This window comes from Pseudomonas sp. TH21 (assembly GCF_016651025.1).
Lineage (GTDB): Bacteria > Pseudomonadota > Gammaproteobacteria > Pseudomonadales > Pseudomonadaceae > Aquipseudomonas > Aquipseudomonas aylmerensis.
The window spans coordinates 2,546,402-2,570,778 of the sequence record NZ_JAEKEQ010000001.1 but is presented as its reverse complement, the minus strand read 5'-3'; the positions used below and the strand labels follow the sequence as shown (position 1 = coordinate 2,570,778).

The 24,377-nt window shown below is 67.0% G+C and carries 2 protein-coding genes and 1 pseudogene; all 3 read right to left on the bottom strand.

All coding sequences use genetic code 11. The features are described 5' to 3' along the window. Window positions 1–13: 13 nt before the first annotated feature. Complete coding sequence (locus JFU04_RS11335) at window positions 14–11,281, bottom strand: non-ribosomal peptide synthetase (protein ID WP_201144101.1); 11,268 nt, start codon at window positions 11,279–11,281, stop codon at window positions 14–16. After that, complete coding sequence (locus JFU04_RS30630) at window positions 11,278–17,526, bottom strand: amino acid adenylation domain-containing protein (protein WP_446739683.1); 6,249 nt, start codon at window positions 17,524–17,526, stop codon at window positions 11,278–11,280. The genes JFU04_RS11335 and JFU04_RS30630 overlap by 4 nt, the downstream gene beginning before the upstream one ends. Window positions 17,527–17,663: 137 nt before the next feature. Beyond that, a pseudogene (locus JFU04_RS30625) lies at window positions 17,664–24,188 on the bottom strand (amino acid adenylation domain-containing protein); the annotation flags it as partial. Window positions 24,189–24,377: the final 189 nt, after the last annotated feature.

Sequence of the window (24,377 nt, the reverse complement as noted above, 5' to 3'; positions counted from 1 at the left end):
GTTTTGCGCCACTTCACGACACCACCTCCGCAACCACCACACCGTCCAGCCACCAACGTGCCAGCCCGTGAACATTCGGGGCCTTGAGCAACGTGAAGTGATTCCCGCCGCCGTACCACACCTGCAACCCGTTGCCGTGGCGTCGCCACCCTTCAATCATCAGGCCCTGCTCACGCTGATTGCCTGCTGCATCCAGCGCCGGGTCCAGGGCCAACACCAACCGCACCACCCCCTCGAACCGCCGCGCCGGCCGATACACCGTGCGCAACGCCGCCGCATAGGTACGCGCCGGGCCGTCCATCGCGTCCACACTGGCCCGTGCCGGCAGCAAGCCAACGCCGACCATGCCCGCGTGCAGCCATTGCCGTTGCGCGATGTCATCGCGCGCGGCGAAGTCCAGGGGGTCAATGCCCAACGACTTGCCGGCCGACAACTGCATCGCTTCGATCAGGCGCAGCAGTGCCGCCGTGGTGGTATACGGTTTGCCCGCGCCGCCTGGCGCCTCGCTGTCGATCACCGTCAACGACGCCACTTCACGTCCGGCCGCCTGTAACTGCAGCGCCAGCTCCAGCGCCACCCAGCCACCGAAGGAATGCCCGGCCAGGTGCACCGGCCCGTGCGGGTACTCCTGCTCCAGCGCCGCCAGGTAACAGGCCGCCGCCGCTTCGACCTGGCTGTGCGGCACTGCCTCACCGTCGAGGCCGCGTGGTTGCAGGCCGAACAGCGGCCAATCGCGCCCGAGCGCGTCGCTCAACCCCACGAAGCCGGTGACGCTGTCCCCCGCCCCCGGCACACAGAACAGCGGCGCATGCCCTTCCCGGCCGCTCTGGATACGCAGCAGCGGCTGGTGCGGCGCCTGCTTCTGTGGCGAACACGTCGCCAGGGCGGCGCTGATCGCCGCGCCCAACGTGCGGATATGCGGGGCCTGCATCATGCTCTGGTGATCGCCAGGCACCTCGATGCGGCGCAGTTGGCCCGGCGTCAGCGCGTCCTCCCAACCCAGCGATTCACTGCGCCGCGACAACTCGGTCGGGCGCTCCAGCGCGCTGAACAGATGCACCGGAATCGGCAGCGGGAACAGGCTGTAATGCGCCAGCGCATGCCCATGCCCGACTTCGCGCTCGATGAAGTTCAAGAGGTCCGCGTCCGTCGCCGCCGCCATTTGCGCGTACAGCAGACCTTGATCGCGACAGCGTTGCAGCAGGCCTGCAAAGTCCAGCTGTCCAATGCCCGCCGCCAACTGTTCAAGACTCGCCAACTCATGTGCACCTCCCTGTGCGTTCCAATAGGCCGTGCACTGCAACAACAGGTGCCGCTTGAGCGCGTCCGGCCCGCTCCAGCGCGCCTTGCCCTGGTCGGTCATGCGCGGCACATAGCTGTCGATCAAGCCGAGAAACGCCACGAGCTCATCCAGCCCCAGCAATTGCATGGCGACCTCATAAGCCAGTACGCCGCCAAACGACCAGCCCGCCAGCCGATACGGCCCGTGGGGCTGGCGCTCGCGAATCAGCCCGACCATGCGCGCCGCCAGGCCTTCCATGCTGTGCAGATGCGCTTCACCGAAGGGCACGCCGGGCAGGCCGAAAATCGGATAATCACCGGGCAGGTGCTGGCCCAGCGCCGGGAAATAGACGTCCATGCCACTGAACTCATGGATCAGGAACAACGGCGGTTGCGTACCGCTGCTGCGCACCGTGATCACGCCGGTGTCGCGTAGCGGTGCCTGGGTGCGTGCGCGCAACAGCGCGGCGACGCACGCCACGCTGGCATGCTGGAACAGCTCGGCGAGGGACACCGGCAGACCCGCTTCTTCCAGCAGGTTTACCAGCCGAATCGCCAGCAGCGAGTGTCCGCCCAATTCGAAGAAGCTGTCATGCCGGCCCACCTGTTCCAGTTTCAACACCTCGGCCCACAGCCGCGCCAGGGTGTGCTCCAGGGCATCGCTGGGGGCTTCGAAGTCGCGGCGGCTCAAGGCGTCCCACTCAGGTGCCGGCAGCGCCTTGCGGTCGACCTTGCCGTTGGCAGTCAACGGCAAGTGCGCGAGCGCCACATAGGCCGAAGGCAGCATGTATTCCGGCAATTGCGCCTGCAGGTGTGCACGCAGGGCGTCGATGGCGGCAGCACCGGTAAAGTACGCCACCAGGCGCTTGTCCCCCGGCGCGTCTTCGCGCGCCAGCACCACCACCTCCTGGACATCGGCAAAGGTTGCCAGGCGCGCTTCAATCTCGCCCAGTTCGATGCGGAAACCGCGGATTTTCACCTGGTCGTCATTGCGCCCGATGCACTCCAGCAACCCGTCCGCCGTCCAGCGGCCGAGGTCGCCGGTGCGGTACATCAGGGCGCCTGGGACAAAGGGGTCCTGGACAAATTTTTCCGCGCTCAGCTCAGGGCGATTCAAGTACCCCTTGGCCACGCCATCGCCGCCGATGCAGATTTCACCGCTGATCCCCAGCGGCACCGGCTGCAATTGCGCATCCAGCACATGGATCCGGGTGTTGGAGATCGGCCGTCCCACCGGCACGCTCTCGGCGTCATCGGCCAGCGCGCGCACTTCATAAGTGCTGGCATAGGTGGTGGTTTCCGTCGGCCCGTAACAGTGCACCAGGCGCAGCGCGGGGGCCGCGGCCAACAGGCGGCGAAACGCGGCCGGGTCGGCCCGCTCGCCGCCGCACAACAGAATGCGCAGGCCCGCCAACGCCTGGGGAATCATCTGCACGTATTGATTGAACAGCGCCGTGGTCACGAACAGCACCGTCACCTCCTGCAAGGCCGCGCCGAACGCGCTCGGGTCGAGCACGGTGGCATGGTCGATGACCTGCACCTGGCCGCCGTTGAGCAACGCGCCCCAGACGTCCATGGTGCTGGCGTCGAACGCCGGGTTCGAGGCGAAGGCCACGCGGTCGCCGGCATTGAAATCGGCATAGCCGTTGTTGAGCACCAGCCGTGTGATGCCGCGATGGGGCACCAATACGCCCTTGGGCGTGCCCGTGGAGCCGGAGGTGTACATGATGTACGCCACGCTGTCCGAGGATTGCGACACGTCCGGGTTATGGCTCGGTTGCGGGTCGAGCACCAGGGTGTCGAGGTCCAGGCGCCGGACCGGGTACCCGACCACCGCATCGCTGTGGGTCAGCAGCCAGCTCGCGCCGCTGTCCTGCACCATGAAGCCCTGGCGTTCGGCCGGCGCGTGGATATCCAGCGGCACATAGGCGCCCGCGCACTTGAGCACTGCAAGCTGGCTGACGAGTAAATCCAGGCAGCGCGGAAGCAGGATCGCCACGCTGTGCCCAGGCCGCACGCCAAGCTCGATAAGGTGATGGGCCAGGCGGTTGGCGCGGCTGTTCAGTTCGCCGTAGCTCAGGCTGTGTTCGCCCTGCAGCGCCGCCACGGCGCCAGGCCGTGCCTGCGCCTGGGCTTCGAACAAGCGCTGCACCGTGTGCTCACGCGGGAATGCCCGGGCAGTGGCATTCAACGCCAACAGTTGCTGGCGCTCGGCAGCGGGCAGGATCGGCAAGCGGCCGATGGCAATCTCCGTCGCCCCTTCCAGCGCCTGCACCACCTGCTCCACGGCGATCTGCAGGTAGTCGCACAACCGCCGCGCGCCCGGCCCCACGGCTTTCAGACCGAAGCCGTCGCCGAGGTCGTCCACACTCATCGACAAGCCATAGTTGCTGGATTCCTCGGCCTTGAGTAGTTGAATGCCCTGCCATGCCTCGGCCACACCCGCGCCGCGCGGCGCGCTATGGCGATAGTTGAACAACACGCTGAACAAGGGCGTGCTCGCCGGTACCGCGCTGCACCGCTGGGCCAGTGCCAACGGCGCATGTTCGTGGCTGAGCAGTTGGGTGAGGCGCACATGCGTGGCCTGCACGGCAGTGCGTACCGACTGTTCACCGAGGTCGACCCGCAACGGCAAGGTGTTGATAAACACCCCCATGGCGCGCTCGGCACCCTCGCCGCCTTGCAGGCGGCCCAGCAGCACGGTGCCGAAGACCACCGACTCACGCCCACTGACCTTGCCGAGTACATGAGCCCACGCCAGGTGCATCAGGCTCGCAGTGCTGACCCCTGCCTGGCGCGCCTGGGTACGCAGGCGTTGACCCAACGCAGCGTCAAGCGTCACCCGCGCCTGTGCAGCGGAGCCCAGGTCCTGCACCACCGTTGGCTCATCGATGTCCCCCAGCATCGCGCGGAAAAAATCCTCGTGGGTCTCGGCGCCCACGCGGGTCTGCACCACGTAGTTGCGATACGGCACCGCCGCACCCAGCTGATCCTGGGCACCCAACAGGAAGGCCTGAAGTTCATGCTGCAGGATCTCCAGCGCCAGGTGGTCCATTACCATGTGGTGGAACAGCAAGGTCGCGACCAGCCGCTGCGGCGTCTCGGTATACACCAGGCGCATCAGCGGCGCCTGCCCGAGGTCGAGGCGCGGCGGCACCGGCCCGGTTTCGACGCGCAGGCTCGCCTCACGCCACACCACTTGCAACGGTTCCTCCAGGCCTTGCCAATGGAAGGAAGAGCGCAAAATGTCGTGCCGCTGGATCACCGCCTGCAAGGCCTGGGCAAACGCGTCGAAGCGCTGGCGACTGTCGAAGGCAAATTGCGCCTGCAGCAGATAGGCATCGGCGGCCTGCTCGGCGCGATGGTGATAGAGCATGCCGGCCTGCAACGGCGCCAGCGGGTAGAGGTCCTGCACATTCGCCACGCCACCGGGGATGCCGGCGAAGATACGCGCGATGGCTGGCGAGTCCAGCGGGATCGGCGGCAACGGCGCGGCTTGCGCGCTACCGCCCAGTGCTGCGGCGAAGGCACACAAGGTGGGTTGGCCGAACAGCACTTTCACCGGCGCCGCCAACCCCAGGTGGCGCAAACGGCCCATCAGGCTGACCGCCAGCAGCGAGTGCCCGCCCAGTTCGAAGAAGTGATCATGGCGCCCCACGCGCTCTACATCGAGCAGCTCGGCCCACAGCGCAGCGATGATCATTTCGCGCTCGCCCTGAGGCGCTTCGTAAGCGCGCACCGCCACCGCATCCGCCCCCGGCGCCGGCAGTGCCTTGCGGTCGAGCTTGCCGTTGGGGCTCAACGGCAGCGCCTCCAGATGCACGAACACCGCCGGCACCATGAACGCCGGCAGGTGCCGCAGCAGTTGCGCACGCAGTGTGTCGATCGGCGTGCGCACGCCGGTGTAGTACGCCACCAGGCGTTCATCGCGGGCGACCACGGCAGCCTCGCTGACCGCAGCACATTCGGTCAGCCGTGCCTGGATTTCCCCCAGTTCGATACGCAGGCCACGGATCTTCACCTGGTCGTCGTTGCGCCCCAGGTATTCGAGGGTGCCGTCCGGCCAATAACGGCCGACGTCGCCGGTGCGGTACATGCGCCCCTCGGTAAACGGGTCTTGCAGGAAGCGCTCGGCGGTCAGCTGCGGACGGTTCAAATAACCGCGCGCCACTTGCACGCCGCCAATAAACAGCTCGCCGACCACGCCCAGGGGCACCGGTTGCAACTGCGCGTCGAGCACGTACAGGCGTGTGTTGGCAATCGGCTTGCCGATCGGCGTGTTGTCCGGCGTCACGGCTCCCGCGCAGTTCCAGGCCGTCACGTCGACGGCGGCTTCGGTGGGGCCATACAGGTTATGCAACTCGCTGCCGGGCATCTGCTGCTTGAAGCGCCGCACCAGGCTGCCGGGCAAGGCTTCGCCGCTGCACATCACCCGCACCACGCCGGCGGCCTGGCTCACGTCGCCATGGGCGAGGAAGACGTCGAGCATCGACGGCACGAAATGCAGCGTGGTGATCTGCTCAGCCGCGATCACGGCGCACAAATAGGCCGGATCCTTATGCCCTTCAGGTCGCGCCATCACCAGGCGCGCGCCGGTGGACAGCGGCCAGAAGAACTCCCACACCGACACGTCGAAGCTGAACGGGGTTTTCTGCAGCACCGCGTCGTCGGCCGTCAGCGCATAGGCGTCCTGCATCCACAACAGGCGGTTGACCACCCCGGCATGCTCATTGATCACGCCTTTGGGCTGGCCGGTGGAGCCGGAGGTGTAGATCACGTAGGCGCTGACGGCCGCAACCGTGGGGTTGTCGAGCGGCTGGTGCTGCCAGCACGGCTGGTCCAGGTCGACCACCGCCACGTCCCCCAGCAGCCCACGCGTTGCCGCCTGGGCCAGCACGGCGACCGGCGCGCTGTCCGCGAGCATGTAGGCAAGGCGCTCCAGCGGATACGCCGGGTCCAGCGGCACATAGGCGGCGCCGGCCTTGAGGATCGCGTACAGGCCGATGACCATGTCCAGGCCGCGCTCGACGCAGATCGCCACCCGCGAACCGGGCTGTACACCCAGCGCCAGCAAGTGATGCGCCAACTGATTGGCCCGCGCATTCAGTTCGGCATAGGTCAGTTGCCGCTCGCCGGACTTGAGCGCAATCGCGTGCGGAGTGCGCGCCACCTGCGCTTCGAACATCCCATGCAGGGTCTGTTCGAGGTCGTAGTCGACCGCCGTGGCATTGAAGTCGAACAGCAGCTGCTGGCGCTCGCGCTCGTCCACCAGCGGCACCTGCTCCAGGACCGCCTGGTCGTTGTCGACCATGGCCCGCAGCAGGCGGGTGAAGTAGCCGACATAACGGCGCACCGTCGACTCATCGAACAGCGCCACGGCGTATTCCAGCGCGCCGATAATCGTGCCCTGCACTTCGCCCAGGTCCAGCGACAGGTCGAACTTGGCAAAGTGGCTGTGTTCGACAATGCGCTCCAGGGCCAGGTCGCCGAGGGCCAGGGTCGGCGCACTGCTGTCCTGCCAGGTCAGGAGGGTCTGGAACAGCGGGCTGTGGGCCAGGCTGCGCAGCGGCCGGGTGATTTCCACCACCTGTTCGAACGGCAGGTCCTGGTGGTCCTGGGCCGCCAGTGTCAGGCCCTTGACCCGTGCCAGCAACGCTTCGGTGCTCAACGCGCCGGAGGTGTCGATACGCACTGCCAGGGTGTTGACGAACAGGCCGATCAAGCCTTCCACCTCACTGCGCGTGCGGTTGGCCACCGGCGAGCCGATCACCACGTCGTGCTGGCCGGACAGCCGCGAGAGCAAGGCAGCCCAAGCGCTCATCAAGGTCATGTACAACGTGCTGCCGTGGCGTTGGCTCAAGGCCTTGAGACCAGCGGTGAGGCGTTCATCCAGGCGTACCTCGACGCTGCTGCCGGCGTAGTCCTGCAGTGCCGGGCGCGGGCGGTCGGTGGGCAGCGTGAGCAAGGCCGGCGCACCGTCCAGGGCCTGCTGCCAATAGCGGCTCTGGCGCTGCAGCACTTCGCCGCTGAGCCACAGGCGCTGCCACACGGCGAAGTCTCCATACTGGATCGCCAGCGCCGGCAACGGGTCTGGCAGGCCGTGGCTGAACGCCTGGTACAACGCCGTCAGCTCACGGGTCAGCACGCCCATGGACCAGCCATCCGAGACGATATGGTGCAGGGTCAACAGCAGCACGTGGTGATCGTCGGCCATCACCACCAGGCGCCCGCGCAGCAGCGGGCCGCGCTCCAGGTCAAAGGGGGCGGAAGCCTCGCCCTGGATCAACGCATCCAGCGCCTGCTGGGGTTGCGGGTGGCGGCGCAGGTCCTGCACTTGCAAGGGCAGCACGTCTTCGGCCGGCACACTGAGCACCTGGGCCACGTCACCGTGCTGGGCAAAACGGCTGCGCAGGGTGGCATGCCGCGCGACAATCCGCGCCAGCGCGCGTTGCAACGCCTCGACATGCAACTGGCCACGCAGGCGCAGGCCGATGGGAATGTTGTAGGCGGTGTTGGCGCCTTCCATCAACGCCAGGAACCACAGGCGCTGCTGGGCAAAAGACAGCGGCACCGGCTCATCGCGGTTGGCCGGCAGGATCTGCGGCAAGGTGCTGCGGCCGGCCTGGGCCAACCCCTCGGCGACAGCGGCCAGTTCGGCATTGGCGAACACGTCGCTGAGCAGCAACTCCACGCCCAGGCGCTGGCGTACCTGGGAGACCATGCGCATCGCCAGCAACGAGTGCCCGCCCAGCTCGAAGAAATGATCGCGGCGCCCCACGCGCTCGACCTGCAGCACCTCGGCCCAGATCTGCGCCAGCACACTTTCGATCTCGCCCTCGGGGGCTTCGTATTCACGGGTAAACACCGCGGCCATGTCCGGGGCCGGCAAGGCCTTGCGGTCGAGCTTGCCGTTGGCGGTGAGGGGCAGCGCATCCAGCTTCACGTAGGCGACCGGGACCATGTAGTCCGGCAGGTGTGTCACCAGGTGGGCACGGAGGTCGGCCACGGTCAGTGGGTCGAGCTGCGGGTTTTCCGTGTAGTAGGCGACCAGGCGCTCGTCACGCACCAGCACCACCGCTTCCAGGAGACTCGGCAGGTGGTTGAGCTGGGCTTCGATCTCGCCCAATTCGATCCGCACGCCACGGATTTTCACCTGGTCATCGTTGCGCCCCAGGTACTCGAGGGTGCCGTCCGGCAGCCAGCGCGCCATGTCGCCGGTACGGTACATGCGCCCCGCGTTGAACGGGTCGTGCAGGAAACGTTCGGCCGTCAGCTGCGGGCGGTTCAGGTAGCCGCGCGCCACGCCCTTGCCACCCACATACAGCTCGCCCGCCACGCCCAGCGGCACCGGCCGCTGCTGCGCATCCAGCAGGTACACGCGGGCATTGGCGATGGGCTTGCCGATGTGCAGCGGCTGGCCGGCCTCGACCTTGCCCGAGGTGGCGACCACCGTGGCTTCGGTCGGGCCGTAGTTATTGATCAGTTCGAAGCGTTGCGCACGCGCGAACTGGCGCAGGCGGTCGCCGCCGATCAGCAGGGTGCGCAAGGTCGGGTGTTCGATCTGCTGGCTGAACGCGTACTCGGCCACCGGGGTCGGCAGGAAGCACACGTCCAGCGGCTGCGCGCACCACCAGGCCAGCAGTGCGTCAATATCCTCGGCGCCGTCCGTGGCCGGCGGCAGGTGCAGGGTCGCCCCCACGCACAGGGCCGGCCAGATCTCCCAGGCCATCGCATCAAAGCCAAACCCGGCGACGCTGGCGGTGTGGCGCCCGGCGCACAGGTCAAACGTGCGGCAGTGCCAGTCCACCAGGTTGGCCACGGTGTGGTGTTCCACCATCACGCCCTTGGGCTGGCCGGTGGAGCCGGAGGTGTAGATCACATAGGCGAGGTTCGACGCGGTCATCGCGACCATCGGGTTGCTCGCCGAATGATGCTGCCAGGTGTAGCGGTCAAGGTTGATCACCGGCACGTCGAGCACCGGCAGGCGGGCAAGCAACGCGTGCTGGGCCAATACCGCGACCGGCGCGCTGTCACTGAGCAGGTACTCAAGGCGCTCGGCCGGGTGGGACGGGTCCACGGGCACATAGCAGGCGCCAGCCTTGAGGATCGCCAGCAACCCGGCCAGGGTGTCCAGGCCCCGACGCGCGACAACCGCAACGCGGTCATCAGGCTTGACCCCCAGGGCCAGCAGGTGATGCGCCAGCAGGTTGGCCTGCTGGTTCAGCTCGGCATAGGTCATCTGCCGCCCCTGGTGCACGGCGGCGATGGCGTCGGGCGCCAGCGCGGCCTGGGCTTCGATGCGGGCATGCAGCGTGGTGCCCTGGGGGAACCCCGCCTGGGTGGCGTTGAACTGCTGCAACAAGCGCTGCTGCTCGGCGAGCGGCAGCACCGACACGCGGTTGAGCGCGGTGTCCGGCGCCTGCTCCAGCGCGTCCAGCAGGTTTTCCAACGCGGTCTGCAGGTAGGCACAGACGCGGTGCGGGTCCACCAAGGTGCTGGCGAGCAGGCTCAGGCCAAAGCCTTCACCCAGGTCATCGACACTCAGGGTCAGCGGGTAGTTGGTGCGTTCCTCGGCACTCAGCGCGGCGATACCGTGCCAGGCCGAGACCGCCTCGGCGCTGGCGGCCGGGGCGCTGTGGCGGTAATTGAGCAACGCACTGAACAACGGCGTCGGCGCCACCACGCCACTGCAGCGCTGGGCCAGGGCCAGCGGCGCATGCTCATGGCGCAGCAACGTGGTGAGCCTTGCGTGGGTGGCCTTGACCCCGGCGCGCACGCCCTCGTTGCCCACGTCCACGCGAAACGGCAGCGTGTTGATGAAGATCCCCAGCGCCCGGTCCGTGTCATGGCTGCCCTGCAGGCGGCCCATCAACACGGTGCCGAACACCACCTGCTCCTTGCCGGACAACACCCCCAGCACCTGCGCCCAGCCCATATGGAACAGGCTGGCGGCGCTCACCCCGAGTTGCCGCGCCTGCACCCGCAGCCGTTGCGACAACGCCGGCGCCAGTGCCAGGTGAACCTCGGCAATGCCGCGTGCATCGCCTTGTACATCGTGCAGGCCAAACGGCAAGGTCGGTTCGCTGATGTCGCCGAGCATCTGCCGGAAAAAGCTTTCGTGCTCCTGTTCGCGGGTCCCCAGCCGCGCCTGGGCCACATAGTTGCGAAACGGCACCGCCTGGCCGAGCGCTGCGCCCTGCCCCAGCAGGCACGCCTGCATTTCATGGCACACCACTTCCAGGGCACTGTGGTCGAGGGCCATGTGGTGGAACAACAAACTGGCGACGATGCGCTGGTTGGCCGGATCATCCGCGCGCACCAGGCGCAGCAGCGGCGCCTGTGTCACGTCGAGACGATAGTGGCGGGCATCGAACAGCGCATGCAGTTGCGCGGCGATATCGCCCTCGGCCGCCGGCAATTGGAGGGCCTGCACCGGCAGGCGCGCGGTGCGCCACACCACTTGCGAGGGCTCTTGCAGGCCGTCCCACACCACGCCGGTGCGCAGGATATCGTGGCGATCCATCACCGCCTGCAGCGCCTGGGCAAAGGCGTCGAAGCGCGCCAGGCTGTCGAACGCGAATTGCGCCTGCATCACGTACGGATCGCCGTGCTCGGCGCTGACGTGGTGAAACAGGATGCCTTCCTGCAACGGTGCCAGCGGGTAGATATCCTGGATATTCGCCACCCCGCCGTCGACGCTGGCGACGACTCGGTCGATCTCCTCCTGGCTCAGGGTCGACAGGCTCAGCATGTCCGGTGTGATGCGCTCGGCGCCGGCCGGAATGCCATTGGCCGGTACCTCGACGGCGCCCGCCTGCGGCGCCGAGTACTCACCGGCCTGGATCAGCGCGATCAACGCCGGTTTGTGTTCACGCAGCGCGGCGATAATCGCCGGGTCACTCAAGGCTTGCCTGTTGCCCTGCACCGACAACTGATCGCCCTTGAGCGCCAGTTGGATGTCCTTGGTTTTCAGCGTCGCCAGCAGTTGGTTGATGCTCACAGGACGATCTCCATTCGTTCGGTCATTGCGGCGTAGCCGGCCAGTGTCGGCTGTTCGAACAGCGCGCGCACATCGGCTTCCATGCCTTCCTGGCGCAAGCGCCCGATCAAGCTCACGGCGAGCAGCGAGTGCCCGCCCAATTCAAAGAAATTGTCCTGGCGACCGACCCGCTCGACCTTGAGCAGTTCGGCCCACAGCCGCGCCAGGAGCTTCTCGGTGTCACCTTCTGGCGCCTCGTACTCACGCGCCACCAACGCGTCCAGGCCCGGGGTTGGCAAGGCCTTGCGGTCAAGCTTGCCGTTGGGACTCAACGGCAGCGCGTCGAGGTGCACAAACAGCGCGGGCACCATGAAGTCCGGCAAGTGCCGCAACAGCTGTTCACGCAAGCTGTCGACGGGCGTCTGCGTGCCGGTGTAATAGGCCACCAGGCGTTCTTCGCGGGCCACCACCACCGCGTCCTTGACCGCTGCGTGCTCGATCAGGCGCGCCTGGATTTCCCCCAGCTCGATGCGCAGGCCACGGATTTTCACCTGGTCGTCGTTGCGGCCCAGGTATTCGATATTGCCGTCGGCCAGGTAACGCCCCACATCCCCGGTGCGGTACAGGCGCCCGTCGCTGAACGGGTCCTTGATAAAGCGCTCGGCGGTCAGTTGCGGACGGTTCAGGTAACCGCGCGCCACCTGCACGCCGCCGATGAACAGTTCACCGACCACGCCCAGCGGCACCGGCTGCAATTGCTCATCCAGCAGGTACAGGCGCGTGTTGGCAATCGGCTTGCCGATCGGCGTGTTGTCGGGCACCTCGGGGCGCGCGCAGTTCCATGCGCTCACGTCCACCGCGGCTTCGGTCGGACCGTACAGGTTGTACAGGCCGAGGCCCGGCAATTGCTGCTTGAAGCGCCGCACCAGGCTGCCCGGCAAGGCTTCGCCGCTGCACATCACGCGCCGCAAGCCGGCGGCCTGGCTGACGTCGCCATGCGAGAGGAACACGTCAAGCATCGACGGCACGAAATGCACGGTGGTGATCCGCTCGGACTCGATCACCTCGCACAGGTACGCCGGGTCCTTGTGCCCGCCCGGACGCGCCATCACCAGGCGGGCGCCGGTGAACAGCGGCCAGAAGAACTCCCACACCGACACGTCGAAGCTGAACGGGGTTTTCTGCAACACCGCGTCCTCGGCCTTGAGACCGTAGGCGTCCTGCATCCACAACAGGCGGTTGACCACCCCGGCGTGTTCGTTGATCACGCCCTTGGGCTGGCCGGTGGAGCCGGAGGTGTAGATCACGTAGGCCTGATGGCGCGCATTGAGGTCGGCGACGTGGGGATTGGTCGCGGGCTGGTGCTGCCAGGTGCAATGGTCGAGATCGATCACCGGCGCGTCCCCCAGCAGCGCCAGGGTCGCGCCCTCGGCCAGCACCACCACCGGCGCGCTGTCCTGCAGCATGTAGGCGATGCGTTCCTGCGGGTAGGCCGGGTCCAGCGGCACATAACCGCCACCGGCCTTGAGGATCGCAAACAGGCCGACGACCATCTCCAGGCCACGCTCCACACAGATACCTACCCGCGCGTCTGGTTGGACGCCGCGTTCACGCAGGTGATGGGCCAGGCGATTGGCGCGCTCGTTGAGTGCCTGATAGGTCAAGTGTTGCTCGCCGGCGGTGACCGCCACGGCCTGCGGTGTGCGCACCACCTGGGCTTCGAACAAACTGTGCAGGGTCTGGTCGAGGTTGTACGGCACCTCGGTTGAGTTGAACTCGACCAGCAGCTTTTTGCGCTCCTCGACGCCCAGCACCGGCAGGCGGTCGAGCGCCCGCTGCGGCGCCTGCTCCAACGCGTCGACCAGGCCGGACAGGGCCACTTGCACATAGCCGCATACCCGCTGCGCGTCGGTGCGCGCCAGGGCGGTGATGGCATAGCCATCGCCCAGGTCATCCACGTTCAAGGTCAGCGGGTAGTTGGTGCGCCCGTCGTTGACCAGGGTCTGCATGCCTTCCCAGGCCTGCTGCGCCTCCTGCGAGCGCGTGGCCGCGCCGCGATGACGGTAGTTGAGCATCGAGCTGAACAGCGGCGCCGGCGCGGCCACCCCACTGCAGCGCTGGGCCAGCGCCAGGGACGCGTGCTCATGCCCGAGCAAGGCGCTGAGGCGCTCATGGGTGGTACGCACGGCAGCGCGGGCGCCCTGCGCGTCGATATCCAGGCGCAGCGGCAAGGTATTGATAAACACACCCAGCGCGCGATCGGCACCCTCGCCGCCCTGCAGGCGGCCGACCAACACGGTGCCGAACACCACGCTGCGCCGACCCGAGGTGACCGCCAGCACCTGTCCCCAGGCCAGGTGGAACAGGCTCGCGGTGCTCACGCCCAGCAGCCGGGCCTGGGCGCGCAGGCGGCGGTTGAGGTCGCTGTCCAGGCGCAAGTTGTGTTCCTCGATGGCGCTGCCGTCGCCGCGCACATCCTGCCAGCCGAAGGGCAAGGTCGGCGCGTCGACATCAGCGAGCATGCCGCGAAAGAACGCCTCGTGTTCCTGCTCGCTCACCCCCAGGCGGGCCTGGGCCACGTAGTTGCGGTACGGCATCGGTGCCGTCGTTGGCGCGGGGTGACCCAGCAGGTAGCCCTGCATTTCGCGCAGCACCACGTCGAAGGCGGTGTGGTCGAGGACGATATGGTGATAGAGCAACACCACGACCACACGTTGGTTGGCCGGGTCCTGTGCATACATCAGGCGGATCAGCGGGGCCTGGCTGATATCCAGGCGATAGCGCCGCGCGTCGAAACGCGCATGCAACTCGGCCAGTACGTCGCCGTGCAGGTGCAGTTCCTGCACGCTCAATTCGGCGCTGCGCTGCACCACTTGCAGCGGCTGTACGAGACCTTCCCAGACCACCCCGGTGCGCAGGATATCGTGACGGTCGATCACCTGTTGCAGTGCCTGGGCGAAGGCCTGCAGGCGCTCGACGGTGTCAAATGCCAGGTGCGATTGCAGCAGGTACGGGTCGCCCTGTTCGGCCGTGATGTAGTGGTAGAGGATGCCCTCCTGCAAGGGCGCAAGCGGGTAGATGTCCTGCACATTGGCGGCACCGCCGGGCACACGGCTCACCACGTGATCCAGCGTGGCCTGGTCCAGGCTCACCAACGAGAGCATGTCGGGGGTGATGCGTTGGCAGTCGACGGCAATGCGGTTGGCCGGCACCGGCACTTCGCGGCCACTGCCGACGGCGGCTGCCAGCGCCGCCAGGGTGGGTTGGCTGAACAGCACCCGTACATCGGCGCTGAGGCCAGCCTGGCGCATGCGTTCGATCAGGCTCACGGCCAGTAGCGAATGCCCGCCCAGTTCGAAGAAGTGATCATGCCGACCGACCTGCCCGACCTGCAGCACTTCGACCCAGATGCGCGCCAGGGTGGTTTCGACCGCGCCTTGGGGGGGCGCATAGTCACGGCTCGACACGGCGTTGTGATCGGGCTCCGGCAAGGCCCTGCGGTCGAGCTTGCCGTTGGCGGTCAGCGGCAATGCCTGAAGTTTCACGTACGCGACCGGCACCAGGGCTGCGGGCAATTGCGCTTGCAGCTGCGCACGCAGTGCGTCGATATCCAGCGGCTGCTGTTCGGTGAACCAGGCGATCAAACGGCCCTCGCGCACCAGCACCACGGCGTCACCCACGCCGGGCAGTGCGGCCAGGCAGCTTTCGATTTCGCCCAGCTCGACGCGCACGCCGCGCACTTTGACCTGGTCATCATTGCGGCCCAGGTAGTCGAGGTTGCCATCCGGCAACCAGCGCACCCGGTCGCCGGTGCGGTACATGCGCCCCTGGTTGAACGGGTCCTGCAGGAAGCGTTCGGCGGTCATCTGCGGGCGGTTCAGGTAGCCCCGCGCGATGCCGCTGCCGCCGACATACAGCTCGCCGGCAACCCCCACCGGTACCGGGCGCAAGTGCGCGTCCAGCACATAGGCGCTGGCATTGGCGATCGGCCGGCCGATATGCAGCGCCTGCCCGGCGCGCACGCGGCCGGAGGTGGCGACCACCGTGGCTTCGGTCGGACCGTAGTTGTTGATCACCGCAAAGCGTCGCTCCTGGCTGAACTGGCGCAGGCGATCACCGCCGATCAGCAGGATGCGCAGGGTTGGGTGCTGCAGGTTCTGACTGAAGGCGTACTCAGCCACCGGCGTCGGCAGGAAGCTCACGTCCAGCGGCTGCGCCAGCCACCAGGCGAGCAGCGCGTCGAGATTTTCATTGCCGACCTGTGCAGGCGGCAGGTGCAGGGTGGCGCCTACGCACAGTGCCGGCCACAGCTCCCAGGCCAGCGCGTCAAAGCCGAACCCGGCGACACTGCTGGTGTGGCTCCGCGCATCCAGGCCAAAGGCTTCGCAGTGCCAGTGCAGCAGGTTTTCGACGCTGCGGTGTTCGACCATCACGCCCTTGGGCTGGCCGGTGGAGCCCGAGGTGTAGATCACGTAGGCCAGGTGCGCCGGGGTCAAGGCGCTGATGTGCGGGTTGCTGGCGGCCTGCTGCTGCCAGCGCGGGTCGTGCAGGTCGATGCTGGCGACCGCGCCCAGCAGCTCGCGGGTGCTCGCCTCGGCCAGCACCGCCACCGGGGCACTGTCCTGCAGCAGGTAGGCGATGCGCTCGGCGGGGTACGCCGGGTCGATGGGTACATAGCCCGCGCCAGCCTTGAGAATACCCAGCAGCCCCACCAGCATCTGCGGGCCACGTCGGCAGCAGAGCGCGACGCGGTCGTCCGGTTGCACACCAACTTGCAGCAGGTGATGGGCCAACTGGTTGGCGCGACGGTTGAGTTGCGCATAGGTCAGCGATTCGTCGCCCTGCACCACGGCGATCGCCTCGGGTTGGCGTTCGGCCTGCACCTCAAAGGCGCCGTGAACCGTCTGGCCCCGGGGGAAATCGTGGGCGGTGGCATTGAAGTCGCGCAGCAGGGTGTCACGCTCCGCCACCGACAGAATCGGCAGCCGGTTGAGCGGCGTATCTGGCGCACTTTCCAAGGCCGCGACCAACTGCTCCACCGCGCCGAGCATGTAGCTGCACAGGCGCTCGGCACCGATCTGCGGCAGCGCCAGGACATTCAGGCCAAAGCCGTCACCCAGGTCATCCACGCTCAAGGTCAGCGGGTAGTTGCTGCGTTCTTCACCACCGAGCAACTGCACGCCCGTCCAGATGCCGTGGCCGTCGCGCGCCATTTCGTCAGGCATGGTGTGGCGGTAATTGAGCAAGGCGCTGAACAGCGGCGTGGAGGCCGCCACGCCGCTGCAACGCTGGGCCAGCGCCAACGATGCGTGCTCGTGACCGAGCAAGGCACTCAAGCGCGCATGCGTGGCCCTGACCGCCACGGCGGCGCTGGCCGCGACATCTACCCGCAGCGGCAAGGTGTTGATGAACATTCCGAGCGCCCGGTCGGCACCTTCGCCGGCCTGCAGGCGGCCCATCAATACGGTGCCGAACACCACGTCGTCACGCCCGGACACCAGCCCCAGCACCTGCGCCCAGGCCAGGTGCATCAGGCTCGCCGCGCTGACACCCATCTGCCGGGCCTGCCCGCGCACGCGCCGGGCCAACGCTGCGTCCAGGGCTTGCTCGGCCTCTTCGATCGCACGGCCATCGCCCTGCACATCCTGTACGCCAAAGGGCAAGGTCGGTTCGTCGACATCGCCGAGCATGGCGCGAAAGAAGTGTTCGTGCTCTTGCGCGCTGACACCCAGGCGAGCCTGGGCGACGTAGTTGCGAAACGGTGCGGGCGCCGGCAAGTCCTGCGCCTGGTTGAACAGGAACGCGCGCATTTCCTGGCCGACCACGGCCATGGCGGTGTGGTCCAGCGCCAGGTGGTGAAACAGCAGGATCGCCGCCACCCGCGCGTTGCCCGGGTCCTCGGCGTAGACCATGCGCAGCAACGGCGCCTGGGTGATATCCAGGCGGTAGTGACGGGCATCGAAACGCCCGTGCAACTGCTCGATGATGGCGCCGTCCGCCGGGTCCAGGTCGACCGCCTGCACGCTCAGCCGTGCCTCGCGCGCCACCACTTGCACCGGGCTGTCCAGGCCTTCCCAGACCACGCCGGTGCGCAGGATGTCGTGACGCGCCACCACCTGCTGCAACGCGCCCATAAATGCCTGCAGACGCTCGACGCTGTCGAATGCCAGGCGCGATTGCAGCAGGTACGGGTCGCCCTGCTCGGCGCTGATGTGGTGGTAGAGAATGCCTTCCTGCAACGGCGCCAGCGGGTAGATATCCTGCACATTGGCCGCGCCCCCGGCACGCTGCCGACGATACGGTCGATGGCATCCTGGTCGAGTTGCACCAGGCTCAGCATCGACGGGGTGATACGCGTACACCCCAATGGAATGCCGTTGGCCGGCACCCGCACTTCGCGCCCCTCGCCCACCGCTGCCGCCAACGCGGCCAGGCTCGGCTGGCTGAACAGCACGCGCACGTCCGCGCTGAGGCCGGCCTGGCGCATGCGCTCGATCAAACTGACTGCCAGCAACGAATGCCCGCCCAGCTCGAAGAAATGATCATGGCGACCCACGCGCTCCAGCTTGAGCACGTCCTGCCAGATCTGCGCCAGCAGGGTTTCCACTGCGCCCTCCGGCGCCTCGTAGCCACGGCTGAGCAGCGCGCTGTGGTCGGGCACCGGCAGACCCTTGCGATCGAGCTTGCCGTTGGCGGTCAGCGGCAACAGCGCCAGCCAGACATAGGCCGACGGCACCATGTAATCCGGCAACCGGCCTTGCAGATGGGCCCGCAACGCTTCGATCTCCAGCGCCGCCTCGGCGGTGTAGTAGGCCACCAGGCGCTTGTCACCGGGCGCATCTTCGCGCACCACGACCACGGCGTCGTTCACACCGGGGAAGCTCGCCAGGCAGGTTTCGATTTCGCCGGGTTCGATCCGATAACCACGGATCTTCACTTGCAGGTCATTGCGGCCCTGGTACAACAGGATGCCGTCGGCCCGCCAGCACGCCAGGTCACCGGTGCGGTACAGCAAGCCCTCGCCGAAGGGATTGGGGATAAATTTTTCGGCGGTCAAGTGCGGCTGGTTCACGTAGCCCGTGGCCAGGCCCGCGCCGCCGATATACAGCTCGCCGACCGCGCCCAGCGGGAGCAGGTGCTGGTGCGCATCCAGCACATAGGCCTGGGCGTTGGCGATCGGCCGGCCGATGGGAATACTGCCCTCGCCCGGCGCTGTGATCTCATAGGTGGTGGAAAAGGTGGTCGCCTCGGTCGGGCCGTAACCGTTGAGCAGGTGTTGCGGTTTGCCGTGCGCGAGCACGCGGCCAATCACCAGCGGGTCAAGCACATCGCCGCCGACGATCAGGTAACGCAACTGGCGGAACACCGGCATCAGCGCATCGGCATACTGGTGGAACAGCCCGGCGGTCATCCACAACACGCTGACGGCCTGCTCCTGCAAGAGTGCGCCAAACGCAGCCTGGGACAACAGTTCTGCCGGCTCGACCACCACCACGCAACCGCCATTGAGCAGCGGCGCCCAGACTTCCAGGGTGCTGGCGTCGAACGCCGGGTTGGAGGCGAACGCCACGCGGTCCCGGGCGTTGAAGTCGGCATAGCCATTGTTGAGCACCAGGCGCGTGATCGCACGGTGCGGCACTTGCACGCCCTTGGGCGCGCCGGTGGAGCCGGACGTGTAGAGGATGTACGCCACACACTGGGCTGTCTGGAACAGGTCGGGATTGCGCGGCGACTGCGCGTCCAGATTCAGCTCGGCGAGATCGCCAAGCACCCGGTGCGCACCGCTGTCCTGCACAATGAACGCCTGGCGCTCGGCCGGCGCGTTGATGTCCAGCGGCACATAGACTGCCGCGCATTTGAGGATGGCCAGCTGGCAGATCAGCAAGTCGATGCTGCGCGGCAGCGCGATGGCCACGCTTTCCCCCGGCTGTACACCCAGAGTGATCAGGTGGTGGGCCAGGCGATTGGCGCGGCGATTGAGGTCGCGGTAGCTCAGGGACACACTGCCCTGCACCGCCGCCACCGCTTCAGGACGTGCCAGTACCTGGGCTTCGAACAACTGGTGTACGGTCAATTGCGACGGGTAGGCGCGCGTCGTGGCGTTGAATTCCACCAGCAGTTGGTGGCGCTCTGCCGCCGGGATGATCGACACCGCCTGCAACGGCGTGGTCGGCGCCTGTTGCAACGCACTCACCAGGTGGCGCAGCGCGGTCAGCAGGTAGTCGCCCACTCGCTGCACATCCAGGCTGGCTACGCCTTGCACCGTCAGGGCAAAACCGCTGCCGAGGTCATCGACATTGAGCACCAGCGGGTAGTTGCTGCGCTCTTCGGAACTGAGGATCTGGATGCCGCTGGCCGCAAACGGGTTATCCCCCGGCGCTTGGTCCGCAGCGCTGTGACGGTAGTTGAGCAAGGTGCTGAACAACGGCAGTGAGCCCGGCACGCCACTGCAGCGCTGGGCCAGGGACAACGATGCGTGCTCATGCCCGAGCAAGTGTGCGAGCCGTGCATGGGTGGCGCGCACACCGGCCAGCACCAAGGTGTTGCCGAGGCTGACCCGCAGCGGCAAGGTGTTGATGAACATCCCCAGCGCGCGGTCGGCGCCCGCGCCGCCTTGCATGCGGCCCAGCAGCACCGTGCCGAACACCACCTCTTGCTGGCCCGAGACCTGCCCCAACACCTGGGCCCAGGCCAGGTGCACCAGGCTTGCGGTGCTCACCCCGAGTTGCCGCGCCTGTTCACGCAGGCCCAGGTTCAAGGCCGGTTCCAACGGCAGGCGTGCCTCGAGAATGCCGCTGCCGTCGCGGTTCACATCCTGCAAACCGAAGGCCAGGGTCGGTTCGTCAATATCGCCGAGCATCTCAGTGAAGAACGCTTCGTGTTGCGCCTGGCTGACCCCGAGGCGCGCCTGCGCCACGTAGTTGCGGTACTGCACGGCCTCCGGCAGTTGCGCGCTGCTGCCGGACAGGCTGGCGCTCATCTCTTGTACCAGCACTTGCAGGGCGGTGTGGTCGAGCAGGATGTGGTGCAGCAGCAGGATGCCGACGAGGCGACCCGGTTCTGCGCAGTAGGCGAAGTGCATCAGCGAGGCGCGCGTGAGATCGAGACGGAAGTGCCGTGGGTCGAAGCGCTGTTGCAACTGCGCCAAAGCATCGGCGCCCAGCCCCTCTATGCGCTCGACCGCCAGTGGCGCCTGGCGACACACCACTTGCACCGGCTCGTCGAGGCCTTCCCAGAGGATCGCGGTGCGCAGGATGTCATTGCGCTCGATCACGCTGTGCAGCGCCTGGATAAAGGCATCGACCGCCGCTTGATCGTTGAAGCCGAACTGCACCTGCAACACGTAGGGATCGCCTTCGCGGGTCGCCAGGTGGTGGTACAGAATGCCCGCCTGCAGCGGAGCCAGGCCGTAGATGTCCTGCACATTGCTGATGCCGCCGGGCACGCGCTGGATGATGTGGTCGAGGGCGGCCTGGCTCAGCTCCACCAGCGGCACCATGTCCGGGGTGATGTGCTGCGTGGCCGCCGTGATCAGGTTGGCCGGCACCTGCACCTGCTGCTGCCCGCCGACTGCGGCAGCGAGTGCCGCCAGGGTCGGCTGGCCGAACAGCACGCGGACGTCGGCGCCCAGCTCGACCTGGCGCATGCGCTCGATCAGCTTGACCGCCAGCAGCGAATGGCCGCCCAGTTCGAAAAAGTTATCGTCACGGCCGACGCGCTCGAGCTTGAGCAGGTCCTGCCAGATCGCGGCGATGGCGTTTTCCACCGCGCCCCGGGGCGCCTGGTAGCCCCGCCGCGCCAGGGCTGTGGCATCGGGCACGGGCAAGGCGTTGCGGTCGAGCTTGCCGTTGGCGGTCAGCGTAAAACGGTCCAGCAACACGAAGGCGCTGGGCACCATATGCTCGGCCAGACTCAGCAGCAGGTGGTCGCGCAAATCCGCGATATTCGGTGCGCCGTCGGCGATCACGTAGGCCACCAGGCGCTTGTCACCCGGTTCGTCTTCACGGGCAATCACCACCGCGTCACGCACGCCCGGAGCGCTGGCGAGGCGCGCCTGGATCTCGCCGAGTTCGATGCGGAATCCGCGGATTTTCACCTGGTCATCGTTACGCCCCAGGTATTCGACGCTGCCGTCGGCGAGCATTCGGCCGAGGTCACCGGTCTTGTACAAACGCAAGCCGGTGGCCGGATCAACCAGGAAGCGCTCGGCGGTCAGCGCATCGCGGTTCAGGTAACCGCGCGCCACACCGGCGCCGCCGACGTACAGCTCACCGACCACACCGAACGGCAGCGGCTCGCGGCGCTCGTCCAACACATACAGCTGCAGGTCGGGAATGCGCACACCTATCGGGCTGGCGCCGACCCGGTGCGCATCCGCCGCCTGCAATGCACGGTAGGTGACGTGCACGGTGGTTTCGGTGATGCCATACATGTTCACCAATTGCGTGCCGGCATTGATCGCACGGGCATACCAGGGCTTGAGCATCCCCGGTTCCAGCGCCTCGCCGCCGAAAATCACCTGGCGCAGGGAATGCGCCTGGGGGCTCTGGCCCTGGGCGGCGATCAGTTGACGGAAGGCGCTGGGGGTCTGGTTGAGAATGCTCACCCCCGCTTCGCAGAGCAGCGTGTAGCACTCGTCCGGCGAGCGGCTGACCCGTTGCGGCACGATCAGCAGTTGCCCGCCATGCATCAGCGCGCCCCAGATTTCCCACACCGAGAAGTCGAACGCGAAGGAATGGAACAGCGCCCACACGTCGGTGGGGTTGAAGCCGAACCAGTGTTCGGTGGCGGTGAACAACCGCGCGACCTGGCGATGCTCGATCATCACGCCCTTGGGCTGGCCCGTGGAGCCGGAGGTGTAGATCACATAGGCCAGGCTTGCCGGGCTCAGCGTGATCCGCGGGTTGACGATGGACTCGCCCCGCAGGCCGTTGAGATCGATCTGCGCCCGGTCGCCCACCCGATGACGGGTGTTGGCCTGCACCAGCACGGCCACCGGGTCGCTGTCGGCCAGGGTGTAGGCGATGCGCTCAAGCGGATAGGCCGGATCGATCGGCACATAGCCCGCGCCGGCCTTAAGGATGCCCAGCAGGCCGATGATCATCTCCACACCGCGTTCCACGCAGATCGCCACCCGATCATCCGGGCGCACGCCTTGGGCGAGCAAGCGATGGGCAACCTGGTTGGCACGTTCGTTGAGCTGGCGATAGCTGAGGCGTTGGTTGTCGAAGCGCAAGGCAATGGCTTCGGGCTGGGCGGCGGCGTGGGCTTCGACCTGCTGGTGGATCAGCGCGCTGTCGGCGAAGGTCTGCGGGGTGTGGTTGAGGGTGTGCAACAGGGCATGGCGTTCGGGGTCAGGCAGGATGTTCAGGCCGCTCAGCGGCATCTCCGGTCGTTGCTCCAAGGCTTCGGCCAGGCTCGCCAGCCCCGTGTGCAGGTAGCCCGCCACACGCTGCGCGCCGATGGCCGCCGCGACCATCACCGTCAGTGCAAACGCTTCGCCGAGATCGTCCACGTTCACCGTCAGCGGGTAGTTGGTGCGTTCCTCGGCACCAAGGACCTGGATCCCCTCGGCGACGTCAATCACCTCGGCCATATCACCCGCAGCGCTGTGCCGGTAGTTGAGTATCGCGCTGAACAACGGCGTCGGCGCGGCCACGCCGCTGCAACGCTGGGCCAGCGCCAGGGACGCGTGCTCATTCTGGAGCAACGCGGTCAGCCGTGCATGGGTGGCCTTGACGCCGGCCCGCACACCCTGCGCGCCCAGGTCCACGCGCAGTGGCAGGGTATTGATGAACATGCCCAGCGCCCGTTCACCGCCCTCTCCCGCACCCATGCGGCCGAGCATCACCGTGCCGAACACCACTGACTCGCGCCCGGACACCACGCCCAGGACCCGCGCCAACGCCAGGTGCAGCAGGCTTGCCACACTCACACCCTGCGCCCGCGCCAGGCTGCGCAAGCGCAGGCCCAGGCCTGCGTCGACGGGGATGCGTACCTCGTCGATACCCTGGCCGTCGCCCTGCACATCCTGCAAGCCGAACGGCAGTGTGGGCGCCTCGATATCCGCCAGCATCTCGCGGAAGAACTGCTCATGGGCCTGCTCGCTCACGCCGTGGCGCACCTGGGCGATATAGCTGCGAAACGGCACCGGCGCTGTGGCCTGGTCCTGCTGGCCCGCCAGGTACAACTGGATTTCATCGCGTATCACATCCAGCGCGGTGTGGTCGAGAATGGTGTGGTGAAACAGCAACATGGCAACCACGCGCTGGTGGGTCGGGTCCTCGGCAAATACCAGGCGCAGCAGCGGCGCCTGGCCCAGGTCGAGGCGGAACGTGCGCGCGTCATAGCGGTTCAGCAAACGGTCGAACGCATCGCCCCCACTGAAATGCGCTTCTTCACAGGCCAGGGTCGCCGTGCGCCACACCACTTGCAGCGGCTCGTCGAGGCGCTCCCAGGCCATCGACGTACGCAGAATATCGTGGCGGTCGATGACCCATTGCAGCGCCTCGGCAAACGCGTGCAGGCGAGGACGGCTGTCGAATACAAACTGCGCGTGCAGCACATACGGATCGCCCTGCTGCGCCGACAGGTGGTGATAGAGCATGCCCTCCTGCAACGGCGCCAGCGGGTAGATGTCCTGCACATTCGCCGCACCACCGGGGATCGCCGCGACGATCCGGTCGATGGCCGCCTGGTCGAGGCTGACCAGCGGCAACATGGCCGGCGTGATCCGATAGGCCGGGCTCAGCCAGTCACCGCCATGCTCGGCCACCAGCGCGAGCAACCGGGGTTTGTGGGCGATCAATTGATCCCACAGCGCGTCATCCAATGCCTCATCGTCACCCAGGACAATCAGGTCGTCTGCTTCCCTTTGCAGACGGATCGCATGGGTGGAAATCGCTGCCAATAATTCGCTGAACTGCATGGAGGTAACCTGCCTGATAAGTCACGGTGGAGAAGAAAGTCCGTTTTCAGCTGCCGTTTGCAATCGTCTGTGCTGGGCGCCCGGTGAAAGAAACACGGGCACAGCCGGGGGCCTGGAAGGCTTCCGGCAGGGTTGGGAAATTAAGGGATTTGACCGCAGGGAGGTGACATGGGAAGCGGGGACAAGGGC